Origin of the sequence: Nocardioides panacihumi, from assembly GCF_039530925.1 — a bacterium.
Lineage (GTDB): Bacteria > Actinomycetota > Actinomycetes > Propionibacteriales > Nocardioidaceae > Nocardioides > Nocardioides panacihumi.
Genome location: NZ_BAAAPB010000001.1, coordinates 1,534,057 through 1,554,956, shown reverse-complemented (window position 1 = coordinate 1,554,956; position 20,900 = coordinate 1,534,057). Strand labels below are relative to the sequence as shown.

Annotated in this window: 21 protein-coding genes; 7 read left to right on the top strand and 14 right to left on the bottom strand. The window is 69.0% G+C overall.

Annotated elements, in window-relative coordinates; genetic code table 11:
* Both ABD205_RS07235 and ABD205_RS07230 read right to left on the bottom strand, forming a co-directional pair.
* Complete coding sequence (locus ABD205_RS07235) at positions 1–888, bottom strand: phosphotriesterase family protein (protein ID WP_344043887.1); 888 nt, start codon at positions 886–888, stop codon at positions 1–3.
* Between the two features lie 149 nt (positions 889–1,037).
* Positions 1,038–2,750, bottom strand: coding sequence for an MFS transporter (locus ABD205_RS07230; RefSeq protein ID WP_344043885.1), 1,713 nt, complete (start codon positions 2,748–2,750; stop codon positions 1,038–1,040).
* Between the two features lie 205 nt (positions 2,751–2,955).
* Here ABD205_RS07230 and ABD205_RS07225 point away from each other — a divergent pair, with 205 nt between their 5' ends.
* Positions 2,956–3,564 (top strand): TetR/AcrR family transcriptional regulator, encoded by a 609-nt coding sequence (locus tag ABD205_RS07225; protein ID WP_344043883.1) that lies wholly within the window; start codon positions 2,956–2,958, stop codon positions 3,562–3,564.
* Between the two features lie 116 nt (positions 3,565–3,680).
* Here the strand turns inward: ABD205_RS07225 and ABD205_RS07220 are convergent, their stop codons facing one another.
* The 3 genes from ABD205_RS07220 to ABD205_RS07210 all read right to left on the bottom strand — a co-directional run bounded on the left by ABD205_RS07220 (position 3,681) and on the right by ABD205_RS07210 (position 5,003).
* Complete coding sequence (locus ABD205_RS07220) at positions 3,681–4,040, bottom strand: hypothetical protein (protein ID WP_344043881.1); 360 nt, start codon at positions 4,038–4,040, stop codon at positions 3,681–3,683.
* 302 nt (positions 4,041–4,342) lie between these two features.
* Positions 4,343–4,486 (bottom strand): hypothetical protein, encoded by a 144-nt coding sequence (locus tag ABD205_RS07215; RefSeq protein ID WP_344043879.1) that lies wholly within the window; start codon positions 4,484–4,486, stop codon positions 4,343–4,345.
* Between the two features lie 124 nt (positions 4,487–4,610).
* The gene (locus ABD205_RS07210) at positions 4,611–5,003 is read right to left on the bottom strand and encodes a nuclear transport factor 2 family protein (RefSeq protein ID WP_344043877.1); all 393 of its coding nucleotides are present in this window, start codon (positions 5,001–5,003) and stop codon (positions 4,611–4,613) included.
* 305 nt (positions 5,004–5,308) lie between these two features.
* On the opposite strand from ABD205_RS07210, the gene ABD205_RS07205 reads away from it, so the two are divergent.
* Both ABD205_RS07205 and ABD205_RS07200 read left to right on the top strand, forming a co-directional pair.
* Entirely contained in the window at positions 5,309–5,668 is a 360-nt protein-coding gene (locus tag ABD205_RS07205) for a VOC family protein (RefSeq protein ID WP_344043875.1), read from the top strand.
* A 211-nt stretch (positions 5,669–5,879) separates the two neighbouring features.
* A complete protein-coding gene (locus tag ABD205_RS07200) occupies positions 5,880–6,821 on the top strand; it encodes a glycoside hydrolase family 43 protein (RefSeq protein WP_344044473.1) in 942 nt (313 codons plus the stop codon).
* Positions 6,822–7,013: 192 nt separating this feature from the next.
* On the opposite strand, the gene ABD205_RS07195 is transcribed toward ABD205_RS07200, so the two are convergent.
* The 4 genes from ABD205_RS07195 to ABD205_RS07180 form a co-directional block, all read right to left on the bottom strand.
* On the bottom strand, positions 7,014–8,573 hold the full coding sequence (locus ABD205_RS07195) for an alpha/beta fold hydrolase (protein ID WP_344043873.1): 1,560 nt from the start codon (positions 8,571–8,573) through the stop codon (positions 7,014–7,016).
* A 303-nt stretch (positions 8,574–8,876) separates the two neighbouring features.
* Entirely contained in the window at positions 8,877–10,316 is a 1,440-nt protein-coding gene (locus ABD205_RS07190) for a nitroreductase family protein (RefSeq protein ID WP_344043871.1), read from the bottom strand.
* A 140-nt stretch (positions 10,317–10,456) separates the two neighbouring features.
* Complete coding sequence (locus ABD205_RS07185; RefSeq protein WP_344043869.1) at positions 10,457–11,011, bottom strand: hypothetical protein; 555 nt, start codon at positions 11,009–11,011, stop codon at positions 10,457–10,459.
* 398 nt (positions 11,012–11,409) lie between these two features.
* Positions 11,410–12,375, bottom strand: coding sequence for a zinc-binding dehydrogenase (locus ABD205_RS07180; protein ID WP_344043867.1), 966 nt, complete (start codon positions 12,373–12,375; stop codon positions 11,410–11,412).
* A gap of 290 nt (positions 12,376–12,665) precedes the next feature.
* On the opposite strand from ABD205_RS07180, the gene ABD205_RS07175 reads away from it, so the two are divergent.
* On the top strand, positions 12,666–13,337 hold the full coding sequence (locus tag ABD205_RS07175) for a methyltransferase domain-containing protein (protein WP_344043865.1): 672 nt from the start codon (positions 12,666–12,668) through the stop codon (positions 13,335–13,337).
* Positions 13,338–13,414: 77 nt separating this feature from the next.
* Here the strand turns inward: ABD205_RS07175 and ABD205_RS07170 are convergent, their stop codons facing one another.
* Together ABD205_RS07170 and ABD205_RS07165 are read right to left on the bottom strand one after the other, a co-directional pair.
* Entirely contained in the window at positions 13,415–14,227 is an 813-nt protein-coding gene (locus ABD205_RS07170; RefSeq protein WP_344043863.1) for an ABC transporter permease subunit, read from the bottom strand.
* Positions 14,224–15,123, bottom strand: a complete 900-nt coding sequence (locus ABD205_RS07165) for an ABC transporter ATP-binding protein (protein ID WP_344043861.1) — start codon at positions 15,121–15,123, stop codon at positions 14,224–14,226. Before ABD205_RS07165 ends, ABD205_RS07170 begins: the two co-directional genes overlap by 4 nt.
* A gap of 131 nt (positions 15,124–15,254) precedes the next feature.
* Here ABD205_RS07165 and ABD205_RS07160 point away from each other — a divergent pair, with 131 nt between their 5' ends.
* Together ABD205_RS07160 and ABD205_RS07155 are read left to right on the top strand one after the other, a co-directional pair.
* Complete coding sequence (locus ABD205_RS07160) at positions 15,255–16,397, top strand: sensor histidine kinase (protein ID WP_344043859.1); 1,143 nt, start codon at positions 15,255–15,257, stop codon at positions 16,395–16,397.
* A complete protein-coding gene (locus tag ABD205_RS07155) occupies positions 16,394–17,050 on the top strand; it encodes a response regulator (RefSeq protein ID WP_344043857.1) in 657 nt (218 codons plus the stop codon). Before ABD205_RS07160 ends, ABD205_RS07155 begins: the two co-directional genes overlap by 4 nt.
* 512 nt (positions 17,051–17,562) lie before the next feature.
* On the opposite strand, the gene ABD205_RS07150 is transcribed toward ABD205_RS07155, so the two are convergent.
* Entirely contained in the window at positions 17,563–17,868 is a 306-nt protein-coding gene (locus ABD205_RS07150) for a hypothetical protein (protein WP_344043855.1), read from the bottom strand.
* A 137-nt stretch (positions 17,869–18,005) separates the two neighbouring features.
* Between ABD205_RS07150 and ABD205_RS07145 the strand changes: the two genes are divergently transcribed.
* Positions 18,006–18,320 (top strand): hypothetical protein, encoded by a 315-nt coding sequence (locus ABD205_RS07145; RefSeq protein ID WP_344043853.1) that lies wholly within the window; start codon positions 18,006–18,008, stop codon positions 18,318–18,320.
* A gap of 709 nt (positions 18,321–19,029) precedes the next feature.
* On the opposite strand, the gene ABD205_RS07140 is transcribed toward ABD205_RS07145, so the two are convergent.
* Positions 19,030–20,103, bottom strand: coding sequence for a hypothetical protein (locus ABD205_RS07140; RefSeq protein ID WP_344043851.1), 1,074 nt, complete (start codon positions 20,101–20,103; stop codon positions 19,030–19,032).
* 24 nt (positions 20,104–20,127) lie between these two features.
* Positions 20,128–20,769: a hypothetical protein gene (locus ABD205_RS07135; RefSeq protein WP_344043850.1), complete on the bottom strand. Its 642-nt coding sequence runs from the start codon at positions 20,767–20,769 to the stop codon at positions 20,128–20,130.
* Positions 20,770–20,900 lie beyond the last annotated feature (131 nt).

Genomic DNA, 20,900 nt, shown 5'->3' with positions numbered 1-20,900 from the left:
TCACGCCTCCTTCACGGCGAGCAGGGCGGCGGGGTTGGTGACGAGCAGCTGCTGACGCAGCTCGGCCGGCACACCGCGGACGAGCTCGTCGTACGCCGCCGGGGGGACGTCGTGACCGAACGCGACGGCCGCGCCGCCGGTGGCGACGAGCGTCCTCTCGGCGTCGCCGGCCTGCGCGAAGGCGACGGCGCGCGCGAGGTCGGTGAAGACGACGAAGGCACCGGCGGCGGCGACCTTCTCGGCCTGCTCCCCCGCGTCGGCGACGGCGATGCGCTCGGCCGCGAGACCCTCCTCGAGGGCGACGGCGAGCTCGGCGAGCGGGTCGCTGCCGGCGCGGAACGTCAGCGCGACACCGGTCTCCTTCGCGGCGCGGGCGCACCCCCGCAGCTGGCTCTCGTCGGTCGGCGTCATCGAGTCGGCGGTGACGGCCGTCGAGATCATGCCGGCGGCGCCACGGCGCTCGACGCGCGGCACGACCATGCCCTCGGTGACCTCGGCGGCATAGAGCGCTGCGAACCTCTCGGCCGGCCACGGCGTCGGAGGGTCGGTCTGCGGGGTGAGGAAGTAGCCGCCGAGCATGCCGGTCTCCATCTGGCCCGAGGAGGCGACGATGTGGACGCCCGTGGCACGCGAGAGCGCCTCGTAGAGCGGGACGTCGCGGCCGGCGTACATGCCGCCGGCGTCCACGACCGTGCCGCCCCCGGCGGACTTGAACGCCGTCAGCCTGTCGGCCACCTCCCGGAAGACGGCAGCGCGGTCGAGCTCGATGTCGTAGGCGAACTGGGCGCCGGGCAGCACCGAGAGGAGCGCCTCGTGGACGGCGACGACGCCGAGGTCGGCTGCCGGAACGGGACCCAGCACGGTGTTGACGCTGGTGGTGGCGGTCATGGGGGCCTCGCGGTTCGGTGGGGTAGTGCAGCGCACCCTGTGGCGCCTATCACGGTAATCGTTCGATTTACACGATGTCAAGTGTGTAAACATCTTGAAAACGAAGAAGCCGTACGCCGCGGTGAGCGGCGCACGGCTCCCTTCGGGGGTCACGCCGGCTGGACGTCCTCCGCCACGCCGGCCACCTGGTGGACGACGTCGGTGCCGAGATCGATGGCCTGCCGGGACGCGCTCTTGGCCCCCGCCAGGCCGATGACGGCCAGGAGCGCCGAGGCCAGCGCACAGACGCCGGCGACCATGAAGGTCACGTTGAACGCGTGCGACAGCGAGGTGAAGGCGAGGTCGTGCAGTGCGGCCGGCATGTCGACGAAGGGCTTGCCCGTCGCCGGGTCCGACAGCACCGGCACGGAGTTGACGGCGAGCGCGCCGCCGTCCTGGGCGATGCCGTGGAACGCGCCCATCACCGCGTCGGTCGGCACGTGCGGGTCGAGTGGCTGGCCGAGCACGGTGAAGCCCTGCTGGGCCGCCTCACCGAGCGCCGCGTCCAGGCCGTCGTCCAGCCTGCTGTTGGCGATGGAGTTGTAGATCGCGCCGCCGAGGACCGGACCCATCGCGAAGCCGAAGTCGCGCAGCAGGTTGGTGGTCGCGGAGGCCATGCCCGCCAGCCGGAGCGGGACCGCGTTGATCGCGACCGCGGTGATCGAGCCGACCGTCAGGGCGAAGCCGATGCCGTTGAGGATCATCGGCGGGACGAACCTGACGAAGTCGGCGTCGTGCGGCGCGCCGTTGGCGTCAAGGAAGGAGTGCGCGTCGAACTGCGACGCCCAGAGCCCCGCGGCGCCGATGCAGACGAAGCCGCACGTCAGCACCCACTGGGGGCTGACCGAGTGGATCAGGCGTGCGACGAGGGGCACCAGGAGCAGTGCCGGGATCTGGATGACCAGGAACAGGATGCCGATGTAGACGGCGCCGATGTGGATCACCGCGCCCAGGAACATCGTCATCGAGAAGCAGATCGCCAGGTAGGCGAACATGCCCACGATCGCGACGATGCCGGTGACGGCGAACGCCCGGTTGGCGAAGAGGTCGAGGTGCACCAGCGGGGAGGGGCTCCGGACCTCGATCACCACGAAGGCGACGAGGAAGACCGCGGCGATCACGAACCCGGCCAGGATGCCGGTCTGGCCGTACCCGTCCTCGGAGCCCTGGGTCAGCGCCCAGACCAGGGCGAGGAGCCCGATGATGAGCGTGAGCTGGCCCGGGACGTCGAGCCTGCGCCCCTCGGGCGCCGAGGAGTTCTTCGCAGCGAACGCCGCGACCAGGGCGACGGCCGCGAGGGCGATCGGGATCCAGAACGACGACTTCCAGTGGCCGTTCTCGGCGAGCGTGCCCGCAGCGATGGGCGAGACCGCGGCGCCGATCGAGAGGAACCCGGCCCACAGGGCGATGGAGCGCGCCCGCACGACGGAGCTCGGTGCGAGCGCCGCGATCATCGTCAGCGAGATCGGGTAGAGCGCCCCGGCGCCGATGCCGGCGATCGCCTGGCCGATCCAGAGGGCGTGGACGTTGCCGGCGCCGGCTAGCGAGACGAACTCGCCGACGACCAGCACGCCGAGTCCGCCGACGAGCAGCTGCTTGCGGCCGAAGATGTCACCGAAGACGCCGAAGGTGAGCTCGAAGATCACCATCGCCGTGGCGAACGACGCGCTCACCCACGTGAGCTGGGCACCCGAGATGCCGAGATCCTGCTGGATCGTTCCCAAGACCGACGCCGGCAGCGAGTACGCCACCTGCGCCACGAACACGCCGAGACATCCGGCGATCAGAGTCGGGACGTAGCCCCGGACCTGAGTGTCACTCATCGAGCGCTCCTTGCTTGTGGGTCCGGCCGCCTCACGCCTGCCCCGGGATCGGGTACGGCGGAGGCCGGCCGTCACGTGACGGGCATCACGCGATCTGGCGTGAACCGTGACACGATGGTTTACGCCATGTCAAGCAAAGATTCGTTGTGTATTATGAAGCGTCGGAGTGCCCGATTCCCGTACACACGTGGACTAGGGTGCGGCCATGGCAACCCTGCGCGAGGCCCAGAAGCAGATGACCCGTCGCCTCCTCCTCGAGTCGGGCCTGGAGCTCTTCAAGTCCAAGGGGTACGCCGCCACCACGGTCGACGACATCGCGAAGGCGGCCGGCACCACCCGCGTGACGTTCTACGCGTACTTCCCCTCGCGCAGCGACCTCATGAAGGCGCTCATCGACGAGCGGCTCAACGAGCTGCTCGAGCGGTCACGCTCCCCCGAGCACGGGTCGACCGCGCAGGACCTGGTCGCGACCGTCGCCGACGGCTCCCGCGACGCGATCGAGGCGTGGCTGCGCCGAGCGGCCGACAGCTGGCCGGTCATCCACCCGATCATCCGCATCGGGCGCGACGCCGCGACCGTGGAGCCCGATCTCGCCAACCTCGTCGAGCGCTGGCTCGAGGAGCCGATCAGCGACATCGAGGACGGGCTGAGGCAGGCGGGTCGCTTCGCGCCGTACCAGCGTCACTTCCGCGGCGTGCTGGCGATGGCGCAGCTCGACTACGTCGCCCAGAACTGGGAGGCCTCGGACTGGAAGCTCGACCGCGAGCAGATGCTCGACGAGCTGGCGAGCGCCTGGACCCGACTGCTCACCTGACGGGTGGATGACGGGGGCCGTGGCGGCGAAGCGGCGCACCTATGACGTGCGTGCAGATGGCGGCCGTCCCGGACAGTCGTGGCGACGCCGCGCGCAGCGGGCCTAGCACCATGACGCTAGCCGCCCACGGCGTACGCGGTCTCGTTCGGCGCGGCGTACTCGACGTCCGCGTGCTGCTCGAGCCGGTTCACCAGCTGCCGCACCTCGGCTGCGGACAGCGATCGGTCGGCGGCCAGCAGCGTCGCACCGGTCCCGAGCGTGCGCTGCTCCTGGAAGCTGACTCCGAGCGGTCCACCCGCTTGATCGAGCACGCACTCGCGGCTCTTCCTCGATGCTCCAGCGACCGAGCCGGGGCGGAACTTGACGATCACCTGGGCACCCTCAGGCAGCCGCCCGGCGGTTGCGCCATCCGTCCCGGTCTTCGCGGGGATCGCTCCGCACCCCGACGACGTCGCGCCGACGTGAGCTGCGCGCACCAGGAGGAGGATTCCAGCGAGAAGGCCGCACACGAGTACGACGACAGTCAGGCGGTGCACACGGGCTTTCATGCCACTGGGACGCCGGCGCTCCTCGGGAGGTTCCCGAGCCCGGCGGCAGGTCTAGACATCTGACGCGGCGCGAGCAAGCGGGATAGACGCAACGGGAGCGGACAGACGCACCTCAAAGGTGCAGGCAGCGGCGGATCCGGTGGCCGTCGATCCGTCGCGGTGCGGGGCGCCCCCTACGGCGTACGCGAAGCCATCCAAAAGCTCGCCCGACAGCGATCTGCGAGCGAGCCTCAGCCGCCCGCCTCCTGCGCATCCCACAGAGCCTGGTTGCGGTCGCCCTCGGGGGGCTGGACGGGGCGCTCGTCGGCGCTGGTCACCGTCTGGTCGAGCCGCACCTGTTCTGGCAACTTCGTGAAGTCGCGATCCTCCGTCATGCCTCCCATGGTGCCACTGGGCCATCCGGGGCGCGACAGTCCGGGCGAGCGTGACCGCTCTCAACGCGGCGGACAGACGCATCACGGAAGTGCCGATCCGTGCCAAGGCGCGTGGGGCACGGCTTCAGCCAGCGGGCAGTCCGCGATCGTTGCGGTAAGCACGCACGCCCGTGATCACGCCGTCCGCAACCGAGAAGATGTGACACACCATGCTGACGTGCGGGCCGTCGCTATCGACGATCGTCGACAATTGTTCGACGAGGACGTCGTCACCAGCCTGCTGGACGTTCACGTTCTCGGTGGTCAGCGACGTAGCCGAGTTGATCGGTGCCTGAAATCTCTCGATGACAGCGTCCGCCCCGCGCTGGCTGACTCTCCAGGGTTCCTCCGTCCATGGGCTCGCCAACTTCATGACCACGTCGGCTGCAAGAAACCCACGTACGGCGGCAAGGTCTTCCGCGCTTCGGGACGCCCGTGCCCGTTGGGCAGCTTGGATGTAGCTCCGGACAAGTCTCATCGAGGGACTGTCACCAGCCATAGGTCACCTCCGGTCCGGAAACGATGGCACTCGTGGGACGCAGGCCGCAATGGCAAGGCGTGGCGCAGATGCGCACGCCGGAGCGCCTGCCCATCGGACCAGATCCGTGGCCGGATGACGGCGGAATGATGCAGGTCGACGCGCGCCGACTACCGGCGGAGTGACGTACATCGGGCGGACGCCCATGAGGGGTTCGGCCGGACGGGACGCATCGGCGACAGTTCGGGGGTGGAGGACCACCTCTCAGCGGGTGCAACCGCGCGGGGACATGCTGCAATCGGAGCATGAAGCTGCGTCACCTCGGCCTCCCGGTAGTGGACAAAGCCCGAAGCTTGCAGTTCTACGCGAGATACTTCGAGTTCGACCCCGGCACAGCCGCCGACTACCCGGACGGGACAACCATCGTCCGCAACGCCGACGGTTTCGACCTTGCCCTCCATCCGGTAGCCCAACGCGCGTCCGACGCCGGCTTTCTCCACTTCGGGTTCCGGGTCTCCGACGCCGAGCATGTCCGTGCGCTACTCGAACGCCTGAGAGTCGACGGCGTGACGATCGTCGAGCGTGACGAGGAGCCGGACCTGGTCTCCTTCAAATGTCTTGACCCAGACGGCTGGCGCATCGAGGTGTACTGGGAACAACGGTGAACTGCATGCCACGCGAAGCGGCGTGACAATTCCGCCTCTGCGCTACCGATTCGCGGCGGATAGACGCACCGCGTCGAGCCGAACAGATCGCAGCTGTCCATACACGTCTGCGATCAGTGTTCGTGTTGATGGCAGGCATGGTCACACGCGTGTTCCGCCGACCTCTTCGGTGGGCCTAGCGTCTCGGCGTGGCCATGTGCGAGGAGCGTCGATGAGCAGCCGCCTGAATGAGATCCGGATGCGCGACCCGTTCGTCCTGGAGGTTCCCTCGGGTGGGTTCGTGCTGTTCGGGACCACCGACACGAACCTGTGGGGTGGACCGGCGACCGGTTTCGACTGCTTCACGAGCGAGGACCTCGTCACCTGGGAGGGCCCGCTGCAGGCGTTCCGGCCTCCGGCGGGGTTCTGGGCGGATACGCAGTTCTGGGGGCCCGAGGTGCATGGCTACGACGGTCGGTTCTTCATGCTCGCAACCTTCGCCAGCTCCAACCCGGAGAGCGGGCCACGTGGTGTGCAGGTGTTGGTTGCGGACGAGCCGACTGGGCCGTACGTGCCGTGGAGTGACGGCCCGCTCACGCCACGCGATCGTCCCTGCCTCGACGGAACGCTCTTCATCGACGACGAGGGAGGACCGTGGCTGGTCTTTAGCCGAGGGGCCGAAGGTGTTCCTGGCGGCGCGGCCGGACCGGCTGACGGTGAGATGTACGCGCGACCGCTCTCACGCGACCTCAAGGAGGCAGCCGGTCCGGCCGTCCTGTTGTTCACGGCATCGGCCGCTCCCTGGAGCAAACCGCTGTGGTTCCCGGACGGAGTCGAACCGCCCGAGGAGCTGAACCTGGCGAAGGATCCATTGTTCACCGACGGACCGTTCCTCATCCGATCCGAAGGCGGCCGCCTGCACATGCTCTGGTCGAGCTTCGGCGAGGAGGGCTACGCCATGGGCGTCGCAACCTCGGCCGGTGGGCTGATCACCGGCCCGTGGGTTCAGCGCGAGCAGCCTCTCTGGGCGCGCAACGGCGGCCACGGCATGATCTTCAGCGACCCTCAGGGTGTCCGTCGGCTCGTCTTCCACTGGCCCAACGAGACGCCCGATGAGCGGGTGAAGCTGATCAGCGTCGATGTTTCGGATCGCGGCATCCAGCTTCGGACGTAGCGGACGCGGCGCAGGAACCGTCCACCGCCAGATCCCGTCCACCCCTGGGACCGATCGCGCCTCCGCGGAGCCATGTGTCCCGCTCGCGGCGGATAGGAGCAGGTGCTCTCACCGAGCGCGCTGTCAGCCACATGGACGGCTGGTGAGGAGGGGTGGCCGCCGCATCGGGAACGCCGGCGCTCCGCCGATACGTCAGCGCACGACGGGCAGGGAGACCCTCGCGTTCCGAATGACCACGGCTCCCGGCGTGCGGCTGCCGAACCCGCCGTACATGTCGTTGGTCGCCACGGCGACCACGAACAGCGCCTGTCCGCGGGGGACGTCCACGGCCACCGACGGCAGCTCGATCCTCGCAGGCACGCCGCGGGCCGGGGCTTCCGAGCTCCAGGGAGCCATGTTGCCCTGAACCACCTTCGCATCGACAGGGTTGGTGCCGACCGCGAGCGCGTAGAACGCCCGGTTGTTCACGCCCAAGGCGGTGACCGACCCGCTGAGGTACGACGTGCCGGCGATCCGGATCGGCCCGTCGGCGATCTTGGTGGCCAGCGCCGGACCGGCCGCCTCGGGTGTCAGCACGGTTCCCGCCGGCACGGTGGTGTTCGGTGCCACGGAACGGACGGTGGTGCAGGTCCCGCCGGCGGTGGCCAGGTGGAACCGGTTGCGGCCCGGCAGCCGGACGCTGCGGTGCTTGAGGTACCGGTCGAAGAACCTCACCGTCAACGCGGCGAAGTCCTTGCCGCCGGTCAGGCGGGCGCTGCACGGGTCACCGGCGGGCTGCACAGTGAAGGGGTACGCGTTGGGCAGCACGTGACCGCCGTTGTAGCCGATGAAGATGCTGCGCTTGCGAGCGCGCGGGGTGAGCGCGCTCGCCCAGTTCTTCAGGCCCTGATCGAGCGGGAACAGCTCGTCGGTGATGCCCTGACCGAACAGCACCGGCACGTTGATGTGGCGGCCCTGCGAGACCTGCCACTTCGGCCCGTTCCTGCGGAAGAAGGCATCGAGGTCCACCGTGCCGGGCACGCGGCCGTTCGACCACGTCCCGGTGGCCGCGGACTCGGTCAGGCCCTCGATCACCTGCGGCGGGAGGGCGTTCGCGCCGGCCGCGGTCAGCGCGAGGTCCCACTCGGACTTCGGCACGCTCTGCGGCGCCAGCGACTGCTTGAGGTCGAACCAGGTGATCTGCGGCGTGAGGGCGTCGAAGACCTGCTTGTGCCGGTCCGCGATCTCGCGGAACGCGCCCACGAACTGGTATCCCCCACCGTAGGAGCCGCCGATCGCGCCGATGCGGGGGTCGCCCGGGCCGTCCTGGAGCACCCACTTCAGGCGGCTGACGACCTTCACGAGCCTCTCGACGTCACGGCCCTCGAGGTCCGGGTTCTCGACGTAGGCCTTACCTCCGTTGCTCTGGCCGAAGCCCCGCTGGTCGAACGAGAGCACCCCGTAGCCGGCATCGAGGTAGGGCTTCACCTCCGGTGAGGTCGGGTCGGTCGTGCGGGACCCGCCCCACCCGTGGCTGTGCAGGATCATCGGCACCCGGTGGGCCTTCGTGGCCCGTGCTGGGCGGAACAGGCTGAAGCAGATCTCGACCGGCGCTTTGGTGGCCGGGTCGGGCACGCTCGCCACGCACCTGTTCGTCGTGGTCACCCCGGTGGCCGCCTGTACGGCGGGTGGCGCCGTGATCGCGACCGTGGTCACGACGGTGGCGGCGAGGACTCCGCCGAGAACTCCGGCGATGGCTGGGCGTGCGAACATGGGTGCTCCCGTTCGAGAGCCCTGGGTGAGGGCCGTTACAGCCCTAACGAGGCAACCCCAGGGAGGTTCCGCCTCGGCTCAGGGCCGTCGAGTCGGCTCGTCTTCGCACGCCCAAGAGGCCCGCCCGCCAGAACGGAGCCCCCCGCAACCCCCGGCGGGACTGCGCGCAGGCTTGCAGCATCTCGGGAGGGCCCCGACGACGGTCGCCGGGGAAGACCCGATGTCGCCGCTCGCAAGCCAGCACGGTTGCTCCCGACGGAGCGCATGCTTCGGCGTCCTTGCTGACGAGACGAAACCGGGCGCCTACTCCGTCCCCAGCCGCGGGACGACCGGTCGCACCTCAACCGGAGCGCCGGGCCCGCCGCCTGTCCGTGAGGTGTAGTCCCCGACGCCCACGCAGGTGAACAGCAACGTCACCAGGTCGTCCGGTTCGCCGAGGAGCGCCGGCACCTCCGAGTCGAGGAAGGTCATGCCCGAGGCGGTCGCCCCCAGGGCGTAGGCGGCAAGATGCAGTCGACCCTCGACGAGTCCGGCGGAGAGTTGGGCGTCGCGATAGGTCCGGTCGTTCAGTTCCACGCCTGACGTCGCCGCGATCACGACATACGCCGCGTCCGCCGCCAACGACTGGTCCAGGCAGACCCGCAGCAGCTCGTCGCGGAGCACGCCGGCGCGCAGCGGTCTCATGAGGTCGGGCCAGCGGTAGATGCCCGGCGTGACGTCGTCGACGCCGTGGACCACCACCCAGTGCGGCACGTCGATACCCCGCAGGGCCGCGCCCATCGGCCACTCCAGCAGCTGCCGCGGGAGTGTGGCCGTACGATCCATCCGTCGTTGGGAGCCTCGTCGCAGGACGACCGCGTTCACCTCCGGGGCATCGGGACGCTCCGCAAGCGCGGGACCCTCCGGCCAGGGCTCACCCAGCTCTTCGCTCTCTCCGGCAACCTGCGCCTGCGTGCACAGCGGAAGCTCCACGGGAGGCAGCGAGCCCTGGGTCGCCGGGGCCGACGCGGCAATCGCCGGTTCTGCATCACCCAGCGACAGCAGGGCCAGCGGATACTCGTGCACACCGTCCGCGCCCACCAGCTCTCGTATCGCCCGGTCGGGAAACAGTGTGCGGAGCCGGGGGTGCAACCCCGCGCTTGCCGCGGCCACCCACAGCTGTGAGGTCAGGGTTCCCGCATCCCAGTACAGATGGCGCCACCCTCGCTCCGCATAACGCCACCCGGTGCGCCACGGCACACCGGTCACCACAATGGTCGTCGCCTCACCGCGCGCCGGGGGCGCGATCTGGACCAGGGCATGCTCCACGGGGTCGTACCAGTGCACTCCGTCCGGGACTCCGGCGACCCCGCGCGTGCTGGCGTAGAGCTCCGAGGGGAACCGCGCTCCGGCCGATCCGGCCGCGCGGAACAAGAAGCGTCGCCCGTTCCGCGTCGCCGTGCGCACCACCCCGGCGCCCAGGAACAGCACGCGTCCGAGCTCAGCGGCGTCGAGAGGGCGTGCCGCCACGTCCTCTCCTGCGAGGACGACGGTGACACTGGGACTTGGACTGTTGAGGTCACGCGGCAGCGAGATGCGCGGCAGGTCGTCGGGGTACTCCTTGACCGGTGGCGGCATCGTCTCGGGATCATTCGGCACGAGGTCGTGCCTGACCCGCGGATCGTCGATCGGCACGTCCCATTCGCGGTCGGGGGTGTACGACGTCAGCCGGTGCAGGAGTCCGGCGCCGTGCTGGCGGTCCATGACTCTCACAGTGTCAGCGCCCCAGCGGCGGCGTCGACCCCTGAGCTGGCCGTGAGGGCGTCCGGGTCAAGCCGCGCCGCCATTCTTTTCGTCGCCGACGGCCAGTCGACAGGCGCGACTTTCGTAGTTCGTTGTCGGCGTCATCCGACCGCGTGCAAGATCCCGGTCAAGTGCGGGTCGTAGTCCGCCTTGTACTCGAGTCTCCCGTCGTTGCGCGCCTGAAAGAGCTCGCCGCCACCCGGCGAACAGTCGGTCCCGGAGTCCGGTGTGAACTGGTCGACGTAGAACTCGTACACACCCGCATCCACACCGATCAGGGTGATGCGACCGGTGCACGGGACCGACTTCACCGTGATCGTCCCGCACGGTTGGTTCAGCCGGCACGGCGACTCGATGAGGACGCTGATGAAGTCGGTCGCGTCGCCGTTCGGGCTCGCGACCCGCCCGCGCCACTTGCCGGCGATTGGATCCCCCTCGCCGTCCGTGCTGACAGGAGTCGCCACATCAGACGTATGGGGCGACAACGGCGCGACCGAGGAGTCCTCGCCACTCCCAGGCCCGTCGTGACCCCCGATGAGGCCGGCCTGCGCCAAACCCACGACGAGACCAGTGACGGCGGTGAGAAGCCCGGCCACGGCCGTGAGGACTCCGGGAAGCGTGGTCCAGAAGCTCGCCGCCTTGCCCTCGGCCGTCACAGCGATACCCCGAGGTGCCGTGAGGACATGCGGGAGCGACAGACCCGTCGGAACCCGTCAGGCAGTGCTGTGAGCCTCGGCTGATGGGTCCACGGCAGATCATCGAGCACCAGGGGCAGCCGCTCCTCGCGCGCTAACCGGATGTATCGGTCCGTGATCACAGGCTCCATCCCGAGACGGGTCTTCCAGCATCCTCGCGAGGCGCGTCGATGTCACCCCTGTCCATCGAGGGTGGCGCGTCATCGGCAGAGCCGGTAAGCCGGGAAACGCGGCGATGAGACGTACGCAAACGAGCGGATCGCGGCTGGGCGGCTGCCTGTGGCTGAGTACCGAGGTGGGATGCGTCGCCGTTGTCGAGGTTGAGCACAAGGGGAGCGAGCATCAGCGCGACGGACGCCTCAGGGCTCCAACACGACCTTTCCGGTGCTACGGCGAGCCTCGATGTGCTCGTGGGCCCGGCCCGCGTCGGCCAGGGGGTACGACGAGTCGACATGCGGACGCACCCAACCGGACTCGACGCCCTCGAGCACCTGCTCCATCCAGCCGCGCAGTCTGTCGACCTCGCCCCACATGTGCCCCAGGTTGACCCCGAAGGCTCCCTGGTTGGCGTTCATGAGCGACACGGGGTGGAACAGAGGCATCAGCGCCGCGGTCCTCGCCAGCTGCAGCTTGCCGCGCAGGCCCTGGTTGTTGGAGGCAGCGGAGACGCCGTACATCCCGAGCCGACCGGTGGGGCGCAGCACAGTGCGGGACCGGCGGAAGCTCTCTCCGCCGAGCGGGTCGATCACCAGCTCTACGCCCCGGTTGTCAGTGAGGGCGCGGACCTCGCGGGTCCAGTCACCGCTGCGGTAGTCGACGGCGTGGTCTAGGCCCCGAGCCGTGAGGAAGTCGTGCTTGACCGCGCTGGCCGTGCCGATGCTGCGCGCCCCCACGTGGCGGGCGATGTCGAGAGCAGCGAGTCCGACCCCGGAGCCAGCGTTGTGAATGAGCACGGTGTCGCCTTCGCGGAGGCCGCCCTGCACCACGAGGAGCTGCCAGGCGGTGAGGTAGGAGACCGGGATCGACGCCGCCTCCGCGTGGCTCAGCACCCGCGGCTTGGCGAAGACCTGGGGCACTGGAACGTTCAGCGCGCTGCTGTAGCCGCCGAAACGAGTCAGCGCGAAGACTTCCTGCCCGACCAGTGACTCCTCGACCCCCGTTCCCACGGCACGCACCGTGCCGGAGACCTCATAGCCGGCCACAAGCGGCAGCGGTGGCGCGTCGGGGTAGAGCCCCTGCCGGGCGAGGATGTCGGCGAAGTTGATCCCGGCGGCGATGACCTCGACCTGCACCTCACCAGGGGCAGGTGGGTCCAGCCAAGACATCTGAAGCTTCAGCCGTTCCGGGGCGCCTGCGCGGGTGATGACGACTTGTCGGATGTCCATCCGTGAATTCTCGCCCCGTCTCGAGCCCCTCGGCGCGGGACTCCTCGTAGACCCCGGGCTGCCCGTGCTCTTCCATCGGACCAGCCTCTTCCTGCCGGAGCTGACTTTCATGGACGGGGCTGACCGCTCATCGGATCCGGCAGACGCCGGGTGCCTGGCGGTCGGCGAGGAATGCCCTGCACTTGGCTTGTGGTCCACTCGCGGAGCCTCCCCGATCGCCGGGCGTCGCTTTGTCGAACCAGACGACCGATACTGGCCGGGTGGGTGAGTGCTGCGACCCGGACAGCTACCGGACGACGTTCAGTGACAGGTTCGCGCGTCGGATGGCCCGGCGGTATCGGCAGCACGGCCTGAACAGCACCCAGGAGCTACTCGTCGGGTATCTGACCGAGCACGGCATCGAGGGCGCCAGCATCCTGGAGATCGGCGGCGGTGTCGGCGAGATCCAGATCGAACTGCTTCGCCGCGGGGCGTCATCCGTGACCAACCTGGAGATCTCGACCAGCTATGAGAAGGAGGCCGGCGAACTGCTGGAAGGCTCGGGGATGAGCGGACGCGTCGAACGTCGGATCCTCGACATCGCCACCGACCCCGACCAGGTCGGCGAGGCCGATGTGGTCGTGATGCACCGCGTGGTCTGCTGCTATCCGGACTACGAGCGACTGCTCGCATCCGCTGGCGGGCACGCACGGCGACTCCTCGTCTACTCCCACCCGCCGGCCAACCCGCTCACCCGGCTCGTGATCGGCTGGGACAACTTGCTTCGCCGCCTCCGCCGTAACGACTTCCGTGCCTTCGTGCACCCCCCAGACGCGATGATCGAGATCGCGCAGCAGCAAGGACTGTCACTTCGATATCGGCATCGCGGTTGGTCCTGGGACGTGGTTGGGCTCGAGCGCTGAGGCGGCGCGCCTCGATCAACCTGCGCAGGCTGAAGTAGCCGCGGCCCGCGTCCTCACGGAACGTCAGGGCTTGTCGGCTACTTGACCTCGGAGCGGCGCAAGGAGAGCAGCCCGACGGCGAGGGGAATGACGATCCAGATCATCGTGGTCGAGCCGAGCATCGCCCACTCCTTGACAGTGTTCGTGGCGCCATCGAGGAGCGCCACCTGCGTGTAGTGCCAGTCGATCCACGGCTGCAGGTCCTCGAACCACGAACGCACCTGAGCCAGGAGCGCGAGAATGCCGGGCATGACGAGTGAAGCGACGAAGTAGCCCACGATCGCGGCCGCGGAGTTGCGCAGCACGACACCGAGCGCGAAGCCGAAGGCCATGCCCACCAGGTTGTAGAGCACCATCTGGAGTGCCATGGACAACGAGATGTCCCACGCGGTGTCGACGCCTGCGAGTGCTGAACCGGCCACGTTGCCGAGGGCGCCAACCGCAAAGGCGACGGAGACGGCGCCGAGGCCCACCAGGAGGGTCGCGATCGCCTTGGCGCCGATCACGCGTTCGCGGCTCGGCACCAGCGTGAACGTGGTGAGCCCACTTCGCTGGCTCCACTCACCCGTGACGGCCAGGATCGCGATGATCGGCAAGATCACTGACATCGGGAACCCGCTCGCCCTCACGAAGTTCTGGTAGGTGACGTCGCTGTCGAGGCCGAGGACGAGGAGCGACCCGGCCGAGATGGGCGACAGGGCGCCGATGCTGATGAGCATCCAGAACCCCGAGCGGGTGTTGAACATCTTGCGCAGCTCGACCTTGACGAGTCGGATGGCCGGGATGGGGCGGGCGGTCCGTCGGGGCGGCGCGGCCTCGATGGTGTCGGGAGAGATCGTCGTGGCGGTCATGCTGCAACTCCTTCGCGTTGGGTGTCGGCAGTCAGCGACAAGAACATGTCTTCGAGGCCGGCGCTCTCGGCGGACCGGAGCTCGGTGAGGGCGACGCCGGCGGTCAGGGCCACGGCCCCGACCCGAGCGGGGTCGGCATCGGTGCGGACCGAGCCGTCGCTGGCGAGCGTGCTGGGGATCCCTGCCTGTTCGAGGGCGTGAGCGAGGTCGCGCGGTGACGTCGAGCGGGCGAGCGTCCCGGCCGCGGCCAGCAGCTCTTCCTTGGTGCCGGCCGCGACGATCTTGCCGTTGCCGATCACGACCAGGTCGTCGGCGATGACCTCGATCTCGTGCAGCAGGTGCGACGACAACAGGACGGTGCCGCCCTGGCTGGCGAAGCCCGTCAGCAGGTCGCGCATCCACCGGATCCCGGCGGGGTCGAGCCCGTTGGCCGGTTCGTCGAGGATCAGCACCCGCGGGTCGCCAAGGAGTGCGGTGCCGATGCCGAGGCGCTGACGCATGCCGAGGGAGTAGTTGCGCACGCGGCGCTTCGCCTCGGTGGGGTTCAGGCTCACCAGCTCGAGCATCTCGTCGACGCGGCGGCGGGGCAGACCCATGGTGTCGGCGGCGATCGTCAGGATCTCGCGTCCGGTGCGGCCGGCGTGCTGGGCCGAGGCGTCGAGCAGCACGCCCACCTCGAGGCCGGGGTTGGGGAGGTCGGCGAACCGGACGCCGTCGATGGTGGCCGAGCCGGACGTCGGCGCGGTCAGACCAACCATGACGCGCATCGTGGTGGACTTGCCGGCGCCGTTCGGGCCGAGGAAGCCGGTGACGCGGCCGGGCAGGGCGGTGAAGGAGACGTTGTCGACGGCGGTGAAGCCGGCGTACCTCCGGGTCAGTGACTCAACAGCGATCATGTGACAACCCTTGCCGCGTCGCGGCGTGCGCACATCGGCGTCGAGGCCGGACCCGCCTCGGCCGGTGGGAGGAGCGGCGTCTCGTTCTTTCGGTCGGTCCCCGACGCCTGGGCGGTCCCTAGGCTGGGTGTGTGATCACCAACGCCCTGCGCTCGCTGTGGGCCGAGCCCCGCGCAGCCGACGCTCCCGCACGCGGATGGCGCGACTGGGTGCTGGTCGGGGTGTTGATGGTGACGGCGCTGCTCGAGGGAGTCCTCCGGGACGACGTCGCCTGGCGGCCGTTCGCGACGATCGTGGCAGTCGGACTCGCGCCGGTGCTGCTGTGGCGGCGTACCCACCCGTTGGCCTGCGTCGTGGTCGCCTGGGGTACGGCGATGGTGTTGGGGCTGGCGAGCCTGGCGGGCGGAGCCCCGAACGTCGGGCTCGACGCGATGATCTACATCCTGGTGCTCGTCTACGCGCTGGTCCGCTGGGGCTCGGGGCGCGAGATCGTGATCGGGCTGGCGGTGGTGCTGGTCGCTGCGGTCATCGGGATGGTCGCCGACGCCACCGGGCCTGCCGACGTCATCGGTGGGTTCGCCGTCCTGGTGGCCGCGGCGGCGGGCGGAGCGGCGTTCCGGTACCGCGCCGAGAGCTGGCGCCGGGCGGTGGACCAGATCCGCAGCCAGGAGCGGGTCGGCCTCGCGCGCGAACTCCACGACATGGTCGCCCACCACGTCTCGGCGATCGCTGTGCAGGCGCAGGCGGGCCGGACGCTGGCCGGGCAGCGACCTGAGACGGCGCTCGAGGCGCTGGCGGTCATCGAAGGGGAAGCATCGCGGACGCTGGCGGAGATGCGGGCAATGGTTCGTGTGCTGCGCGACGGAGCGCCAGCGGAGTACACCCCCCAGCCCGGCGTTGCCGACCTCCCCTCGCTCGCCCGCCGCAACCCGGTGCCGGTCGTCGACGTGGAGGTGCCAGATGACCTGGACGGACTCCCGCTCCAGGTGGACGCGGCGGTCTACCGGCTGGTGCAAGAGGCGCTGACAAACGCCCTGCGGCACGCCCGCAACGCCTCACGCGTGGAGATCCGAGTCGTCCAGAATGGAGGAAGGCTGCGGCTACGCGTGATCGACGACGGACGGATCGACCCGGTGCGGCCGGCGAGCCACGGCTTCGGGCTGCTGGGGATGACCGAGCGCGTGGAGCTGCTCGGCGGCACGTTGCGTGCCGGGCCGGCGCCCGAAGGCGGGTGGGCGGTCGACGCCGAGCTGCCGACGGAGGTAGGCAGATGACGGTGCGAGTGCTGGTGGCCGACGACCAGGACCTGGTGCGGGCTGGTCTGTCCATGATCCTTGACGCTCAGCCCGACATCGAGATCGTTGGCCAGGCCGCCGACGGCCACGCCGCGGTCGAGCTCGCTCGTCGACTCCACCCCGACGTGTGCCTGGTCGACATCCGAATGCCCGGGCTCGACGGGATCGAGGTCACCGAGCTCCTCGCCGGGCGGGGCGTCCCGGACCCGATCGCGGTGGTGGTGATCACGACCTTCGACCTCGACGAGTACGTCCACGGCGCGCTCCGGGCCGGCGCCCGAGGCTTCCTGCTCAAGGACGCCGGGCCGGAGCTGCTCGTCCAGGCCGTCCATGCGGCCGCCGCCGGCGATGCCCTGATCGCACCGAACATCACCCGGCGGCTGCTGTCCACCTTGGCCGCCAGGGAACCGTCGAACCGACGTACCCAACCGATCGAGCCGCTCACCGACCGCGAGGAGGAGGTGCTGGGGCTGGTCGCCCGCGGCCGCACGAACGCCGAGATCGCCGCCGACCTCTTTATCGGCCTGACGACCGCCAAGACCCACGTCGCGAGCCTGCTGAGCAAGATCGGCGCCCGCAACAGGGTCGAGATCGCCATGTGGGCCTACAGCACCGGCCGGGTGAGGGACTGAAGCCGCGGTCCCGACCGAGCGGCGTCCACCGGCTGTTCCCACACGAGCGACGCACCGCCGGGAGCTCGACCCGAGTCTCGATGTGCTTCATGACTACCGCTCAGAAGGCGGTGCGCCAGGCGCGCCAATGATTGCCGAGCTCTTATCGCCTTCCCCTCAGGGCACAGGCGGCGAAGGGACGCGCTGCCTTGCCCGCCTCGCATCATGCCCGCTCGCGCCAAAGTGCGCTGAACACCGGACCCGGGCGCCTCGAGCGTGGCAGTCCCACGACGTGACTCTGTGCACGAAGGCCTACTACGCCGATCAGGCACACGCCCGCCTCGCGCTTGCCGCTATCAGCGAGAAGGCTCAGCGCAAGGGCCGGATTGGAAGGCTTCCGGTCAGGGTCTACCCGTGCGACGTCTGCGATGGCTGGCACCTGACAGCGAAAGCCGCCAGTGGCCGAAGTGACGCGCCCTCACGACGGGCGCCGAGAGCTGCAGACACCCCCGCGAGGGCTGTCGCCGACTTGCTCAGCCCAATCGAGGCCCCGGCGTCTCTCCGTTCGCACACTCCTCGATCCAGTCGACGGCTTCGTCTGAGAGATAGAAGCCAGTCGGTTCGATCTGACCGACCCACCAGGCATCAGCCACGATGACACCGCCCGCGCGCGTGATCTCCTCCGCGATTGAGTCAGGCACTGCATCGCCATTGTTGGCGATGAGCCAGCCTCTGGTTGCGTCCGACAGTCGGGGCCACCAGTCTTCAAGAGATGCGGACATGTCGTCACGGTATTCCCTGACATCAGGGACGACTCGCTCATCGGCCGCATCCGCCATCGCCGCTCCTCCAGGCGTCCACGAGCGCGGTCGGGCTTGGCAGCGCCGTTGGTCGGGTACAGCGTGACGTGCAACGGTTCCCGTTCAGGTTCTCCCGGTCATACCGCATGCTCGCGCTCCCTTTCGGAGTGACGCCGGTGACCGCCTGGGTCGAGGTCGACGAGTACGAGCTGCGGGCGCGTTTTGGGCCGTGGTCGCTGCGAACGCCGCGTGAGAACGTTGCCTCGACCCAGGAGACCGGCGGCTTCGGCTTTGTGAAGACGGCCGGCCCGGCACACCTCTCGCTGGCCGACCGCGGCGTCACGTTCGCCACCAATCCGGACCGTGGCGTGTGTGTGCTCTTCCACGAGTCCGTCCGGGCCATCGATCCCACCGGCCGGATCCGCCACCCTGGCGCCACCTTCACGGTCGCCGACCCGACTGCCCTGATCGCTGCCTTGGAGGAACGTTGAGCGGCGCCAAGCAGACGGATCTCGGCAGACCCCGGTCACGTGGCCGCGCTGTCTCGCGGCGGAAAGATGCACCGTGGGCGAGCCCTGCTGCCCGTAACTCGACGAAGGGTCGGCGTGGGCGGCACCACCACGAATCACACACGAGCACGCGGCTGGACTATGACCGCGATGGGGAAGCTGCCGCTACGACTGTCCGTCTCGTGTATCTGCCCAGGTGCGAAGAGCAGCGATGGCGCACGCGTTGTGATCCCGGACTGTCGGGAGCGTTCCCGGCGTGGTCATGAAGGCGACGACGGGCGTCCAGCGCTTCAGGCCTCCTGCGTCGACAGGTTTGCATGGGGGACCGAGCGTTCCCCGCAGAACCGAAGATCGAACAGTGGCGGAGGAGGCGCTCTGTCTGGCGCCGAGTTGCGGCGGTCAGACGCACCTTCCGAAACGCTCGGGTCGCGGCTGCTAGAGCCGGATGCCTGGCTGGAGGAGGTCGCGGCACCGGGTTGATGCCGCGTTTGGCCAGTCAACGTCGCTGCCAAATGACCTACGCGGGTCAGGTGGGGGCGATCGACCAGGTCTAGCGTCATGGACACCGAGGCGGGAGGCACCCGTGATCGGCCATGCCAGCTTGATCGGTCCCGCGGTTGCGTTCGCCGCGGGGCTCTCCCTGAGACGATGCCCAGCTAGCGGGCGCTTCGCTCCCGCCGACTCGTCGCCGTCAGCCGGAGCGCATCCAGGGGTCGAGGATGAGCGGGGTGGGTGCGATCCCCAGGTCGTCGTCCCGTTCGAAGGTCAGCGTGTCGTCCTCGATGTTCCAGCGCATCACGAAATGCTCGGTGTTGTCGAGGTTCAGGTCGACGGTATCGCCACTGACCGTGAATGTCCCGGCACTCTCGTAGCTGTCCTTCGCGTTCTGTTGCGTGTAGGTGAACTGACCCTTGTCGAAGGTGAAAGTGAAATCACCCCAGTTCTGATCGTTCACCTCGTCGGGCTCGTAGAGGAGCGGCGAGCTCGCAAGCTCGTCCTCGGTGACCGACGTCGTCCAGACGCCGTCGAGAGCCGTGGCGACGCTGGCGGGGGGCTTGGTGGTGACCGGGCTCTCATCGCGGAACGAGACGCTGGCGAGCATGTCCTCGAAGGCCGCGAACTCCCCCGTTGCATCTCCGTCGTCCTCGGTGCCGGAATGGCGTAGCCAGGCGAGGACGGTCGAGTCGCCCGCGTCGATGACGGCCATCCGGACGGTCACGTCGGGTTGTAGGCCGTAGCACTCATCGGCCGCGACGTCCTCGGCCGGGCAGCCGACCGAGCCATCCAGTCGGTCCTCGACAGTGGCTGTCACCAGTGTGGCTGGCAATCCGCCGACCTTAGTTTGGGATTGATCGGAGAAGGTCGCCCCGTCCTCACTCTGGCCGAGCAGGTAGGTCAGATAGTCATCAGGCGGCGGCGACGCCTCCGTGTCGCCGGGAACGTAGACATCCACGGGCAGGAGGAACCGCACGGCGGGAGCCCCCTGGGTTCCGGTCTCCCAAGTAACGAAGTTCGCCGTGTCCGTGGTCGCCTCCGTCGGGAGCAGATCCGGCACCATCACATCGAACGGCATGATGAACGCCTGGGTGCTATAGGAGCCACCCTGCGGGGCGGTCGTCGAATTCGCATCGACCGCCTCCGCGTCTCTGGAATCTTCGCCGCACGCTCCAAGCGCCAGCGCAACGCTGGTCACGAGGACGACGGTGATCCGTCGGCACCCCGATGAGCGGTTGTGTCCCACACCGTGGGCGCTGATCGTGTTCATCTGAGGTTCCTCGATCCCCACGGTTCAGGCGTCAGACAGGCGGACCGTGGCGGCGACCACGACGGTCCAGATGGCGAACAGGACGAACGGTGCGAAGGCGAGCGGCCCGAGTGGTGACATCGCGCCGAGGACGATCGATGCCCAGCAGAGCCAGGTCGGCAGTGCCTGCTCACGCATGGCGGTGACACCGACCCCGATCATCGCGCAGCACATGGACAGCATCGCCAGCGGGAAGTTCGTGGTGTCGATGACGTTGATCGCCCTGACGACGCCGGTGTCCCCGATGTCAACGGCGTGATACAGGGCGAGGGCGCTGGTCGCCCAGGTGACGAGCGTCAAGGCCATCAACACGAAGCCGAGGAGCGCGACCTCCGCGGTCCAGCGGCGGGTGCGCAGGGTCAGCGCGGACCGGAGCGCTGCGCCGAGGAAGACGAGGACGGCTCCCGCGACGACGGTCGAGTAGGTGACCATCTCGATGACTGTTGCGTTGATGTCGTAGTCGGCGATCAGCTTGGCAGGGTCGGCGTCCGGCTCGCGGTCGGCGCCGCTGGCCATGAGAAACGCGAAGAACCCGAGGTAGATGACGGCGAGCGTCACCATGGTTCGGCGACCCGCCAGCGGGCCGTCGAGTGAGGTCGAACGAGGGGGCGTGCTGGTGATTGCCATGCATCCAGCCTCGTCAGATCTGCTGCTGAGCACATCGGAGGGCGCTCGGAACTGTCGCGGCGTGCCGACCCTGATGGGGGGTTCCGTGCAATCACGGATACGCAAGCCTGGTGTTGGTGTCAGCATTCGAG

Bases quoted from the DNA above. Each gene is read 5' to 3' on its own strand.
- ABD205_RS07135 (WP_344043850.1), bottom strand. From the start codon at position 20,769: ATGGCAATCACCAGCACGCCCCCTCGTTCGACCTCACTCGACGGCCCG.
- ABD205_RS07215 (WP_344043879.1), bottom strand. From the start codon at position 4,486: ATGACGGAGGATCGCGACTTCACGAAGTTGCCAGAACAGGTGCGGCTC.
- ABD205_RS07200 (WP_344044473.1), top strand. From the start codon at position 5,880: ATGAGCAGCCGCCTGAATGAGATCCGGATGCGCGACCCGTTCGTCCTG.
- ABD205_RS07210 (WP_344043877.1), bottom strand. From the start codon at position 5,003: ATGAGACTTGTCCGGAGCTACATCCAAGCTGCCCAACGGGCACGGGCG.
- ABD205_RS07205 (WP_344043875.1), top strand. From the start codon at position 5,309: ATGAAGCTGCGTCACCTCGGCCTCCCGGTAGTGGACAAAGCCCGAAGC.
- ABD205_RS07235 (WP_344043887.1), bottom strand. From the start codon at position 888: ATGACCGCCACCACCAGCGTCAACACCGTGCTGGGTCCCGTTCCGGCA.
- ABD205_RS07165 (WP_344043861.1), bottom strand. From the start codon at position 15,123: ATGATCGCTGTTGAGTCACTGACCCGGAGGTACGCCGGCTTCACCGCC.
- ABD205_RS07180 (WP_344043867.1), bottom strand. From the start codon at position 12,375: ATGTCTTGGCTGGACCCACCTGCCCCTGGTGAGGTGCAGGTCGAGGTC.
- ABD205_RS07140 (WP_344043851.1), bottom strand. From the start codon at position 20,103: ATGAACACGATCAGCGCCCACGGTGTGGGACACAACCGCTCATCGGGG.
- ABD205_RS07190 (WP_344043871.1), bottom strand. From the start codon at position 10,316: ATGGACCGCCAGCACGGCGCCGGACTCCTGCACCGGCTGACGTCGTAC.
- ABD205_RS07150 (WP_344043855.1), bottom strand. From the start codon at position 17,868: ATGGCGGATGCGGCCGATGAGCGAGTCGTCCCTGATGTCAGGGAATAC.
- ABD205_RS07225 (WP_344043883.1), top strand. From the start codon at position 2,956: ATGGCAACCCTGCGCGAGGCCCAGAAGCAGATGACCCGTCGCCTCCTC.
- ABD205_RS07155 (WP_344043857.1), top strand. From the start codon at position 16,394: ATGACGGTGCGAGTGCTGGTGGCCGACGACCAGGACCTGGTGCGGGCT.
- ABD205_RS07170 (WP_344043863.1), bottom strand. From the start codon at position 14,227: ATGACCGCCACGACGATCTCTCCCGACACCATCGAGGCCGCGCCGCCC.
- ABD205_RS07230 (WP_344043885.1), bottom strand. From the start codon at position 2,750: ATGAGTGACACTCAGGTCCGGGGCTACGTCCCGACTCTGATCGCCGGA.
- ABD205_RS07195 (WP_344043873.1), bottom strand. From the start codon at position 8,573: ATGTTCGCACGCCCAGCCATCGCCGGAGTTCTCGGCGGAGTCCTCGCC.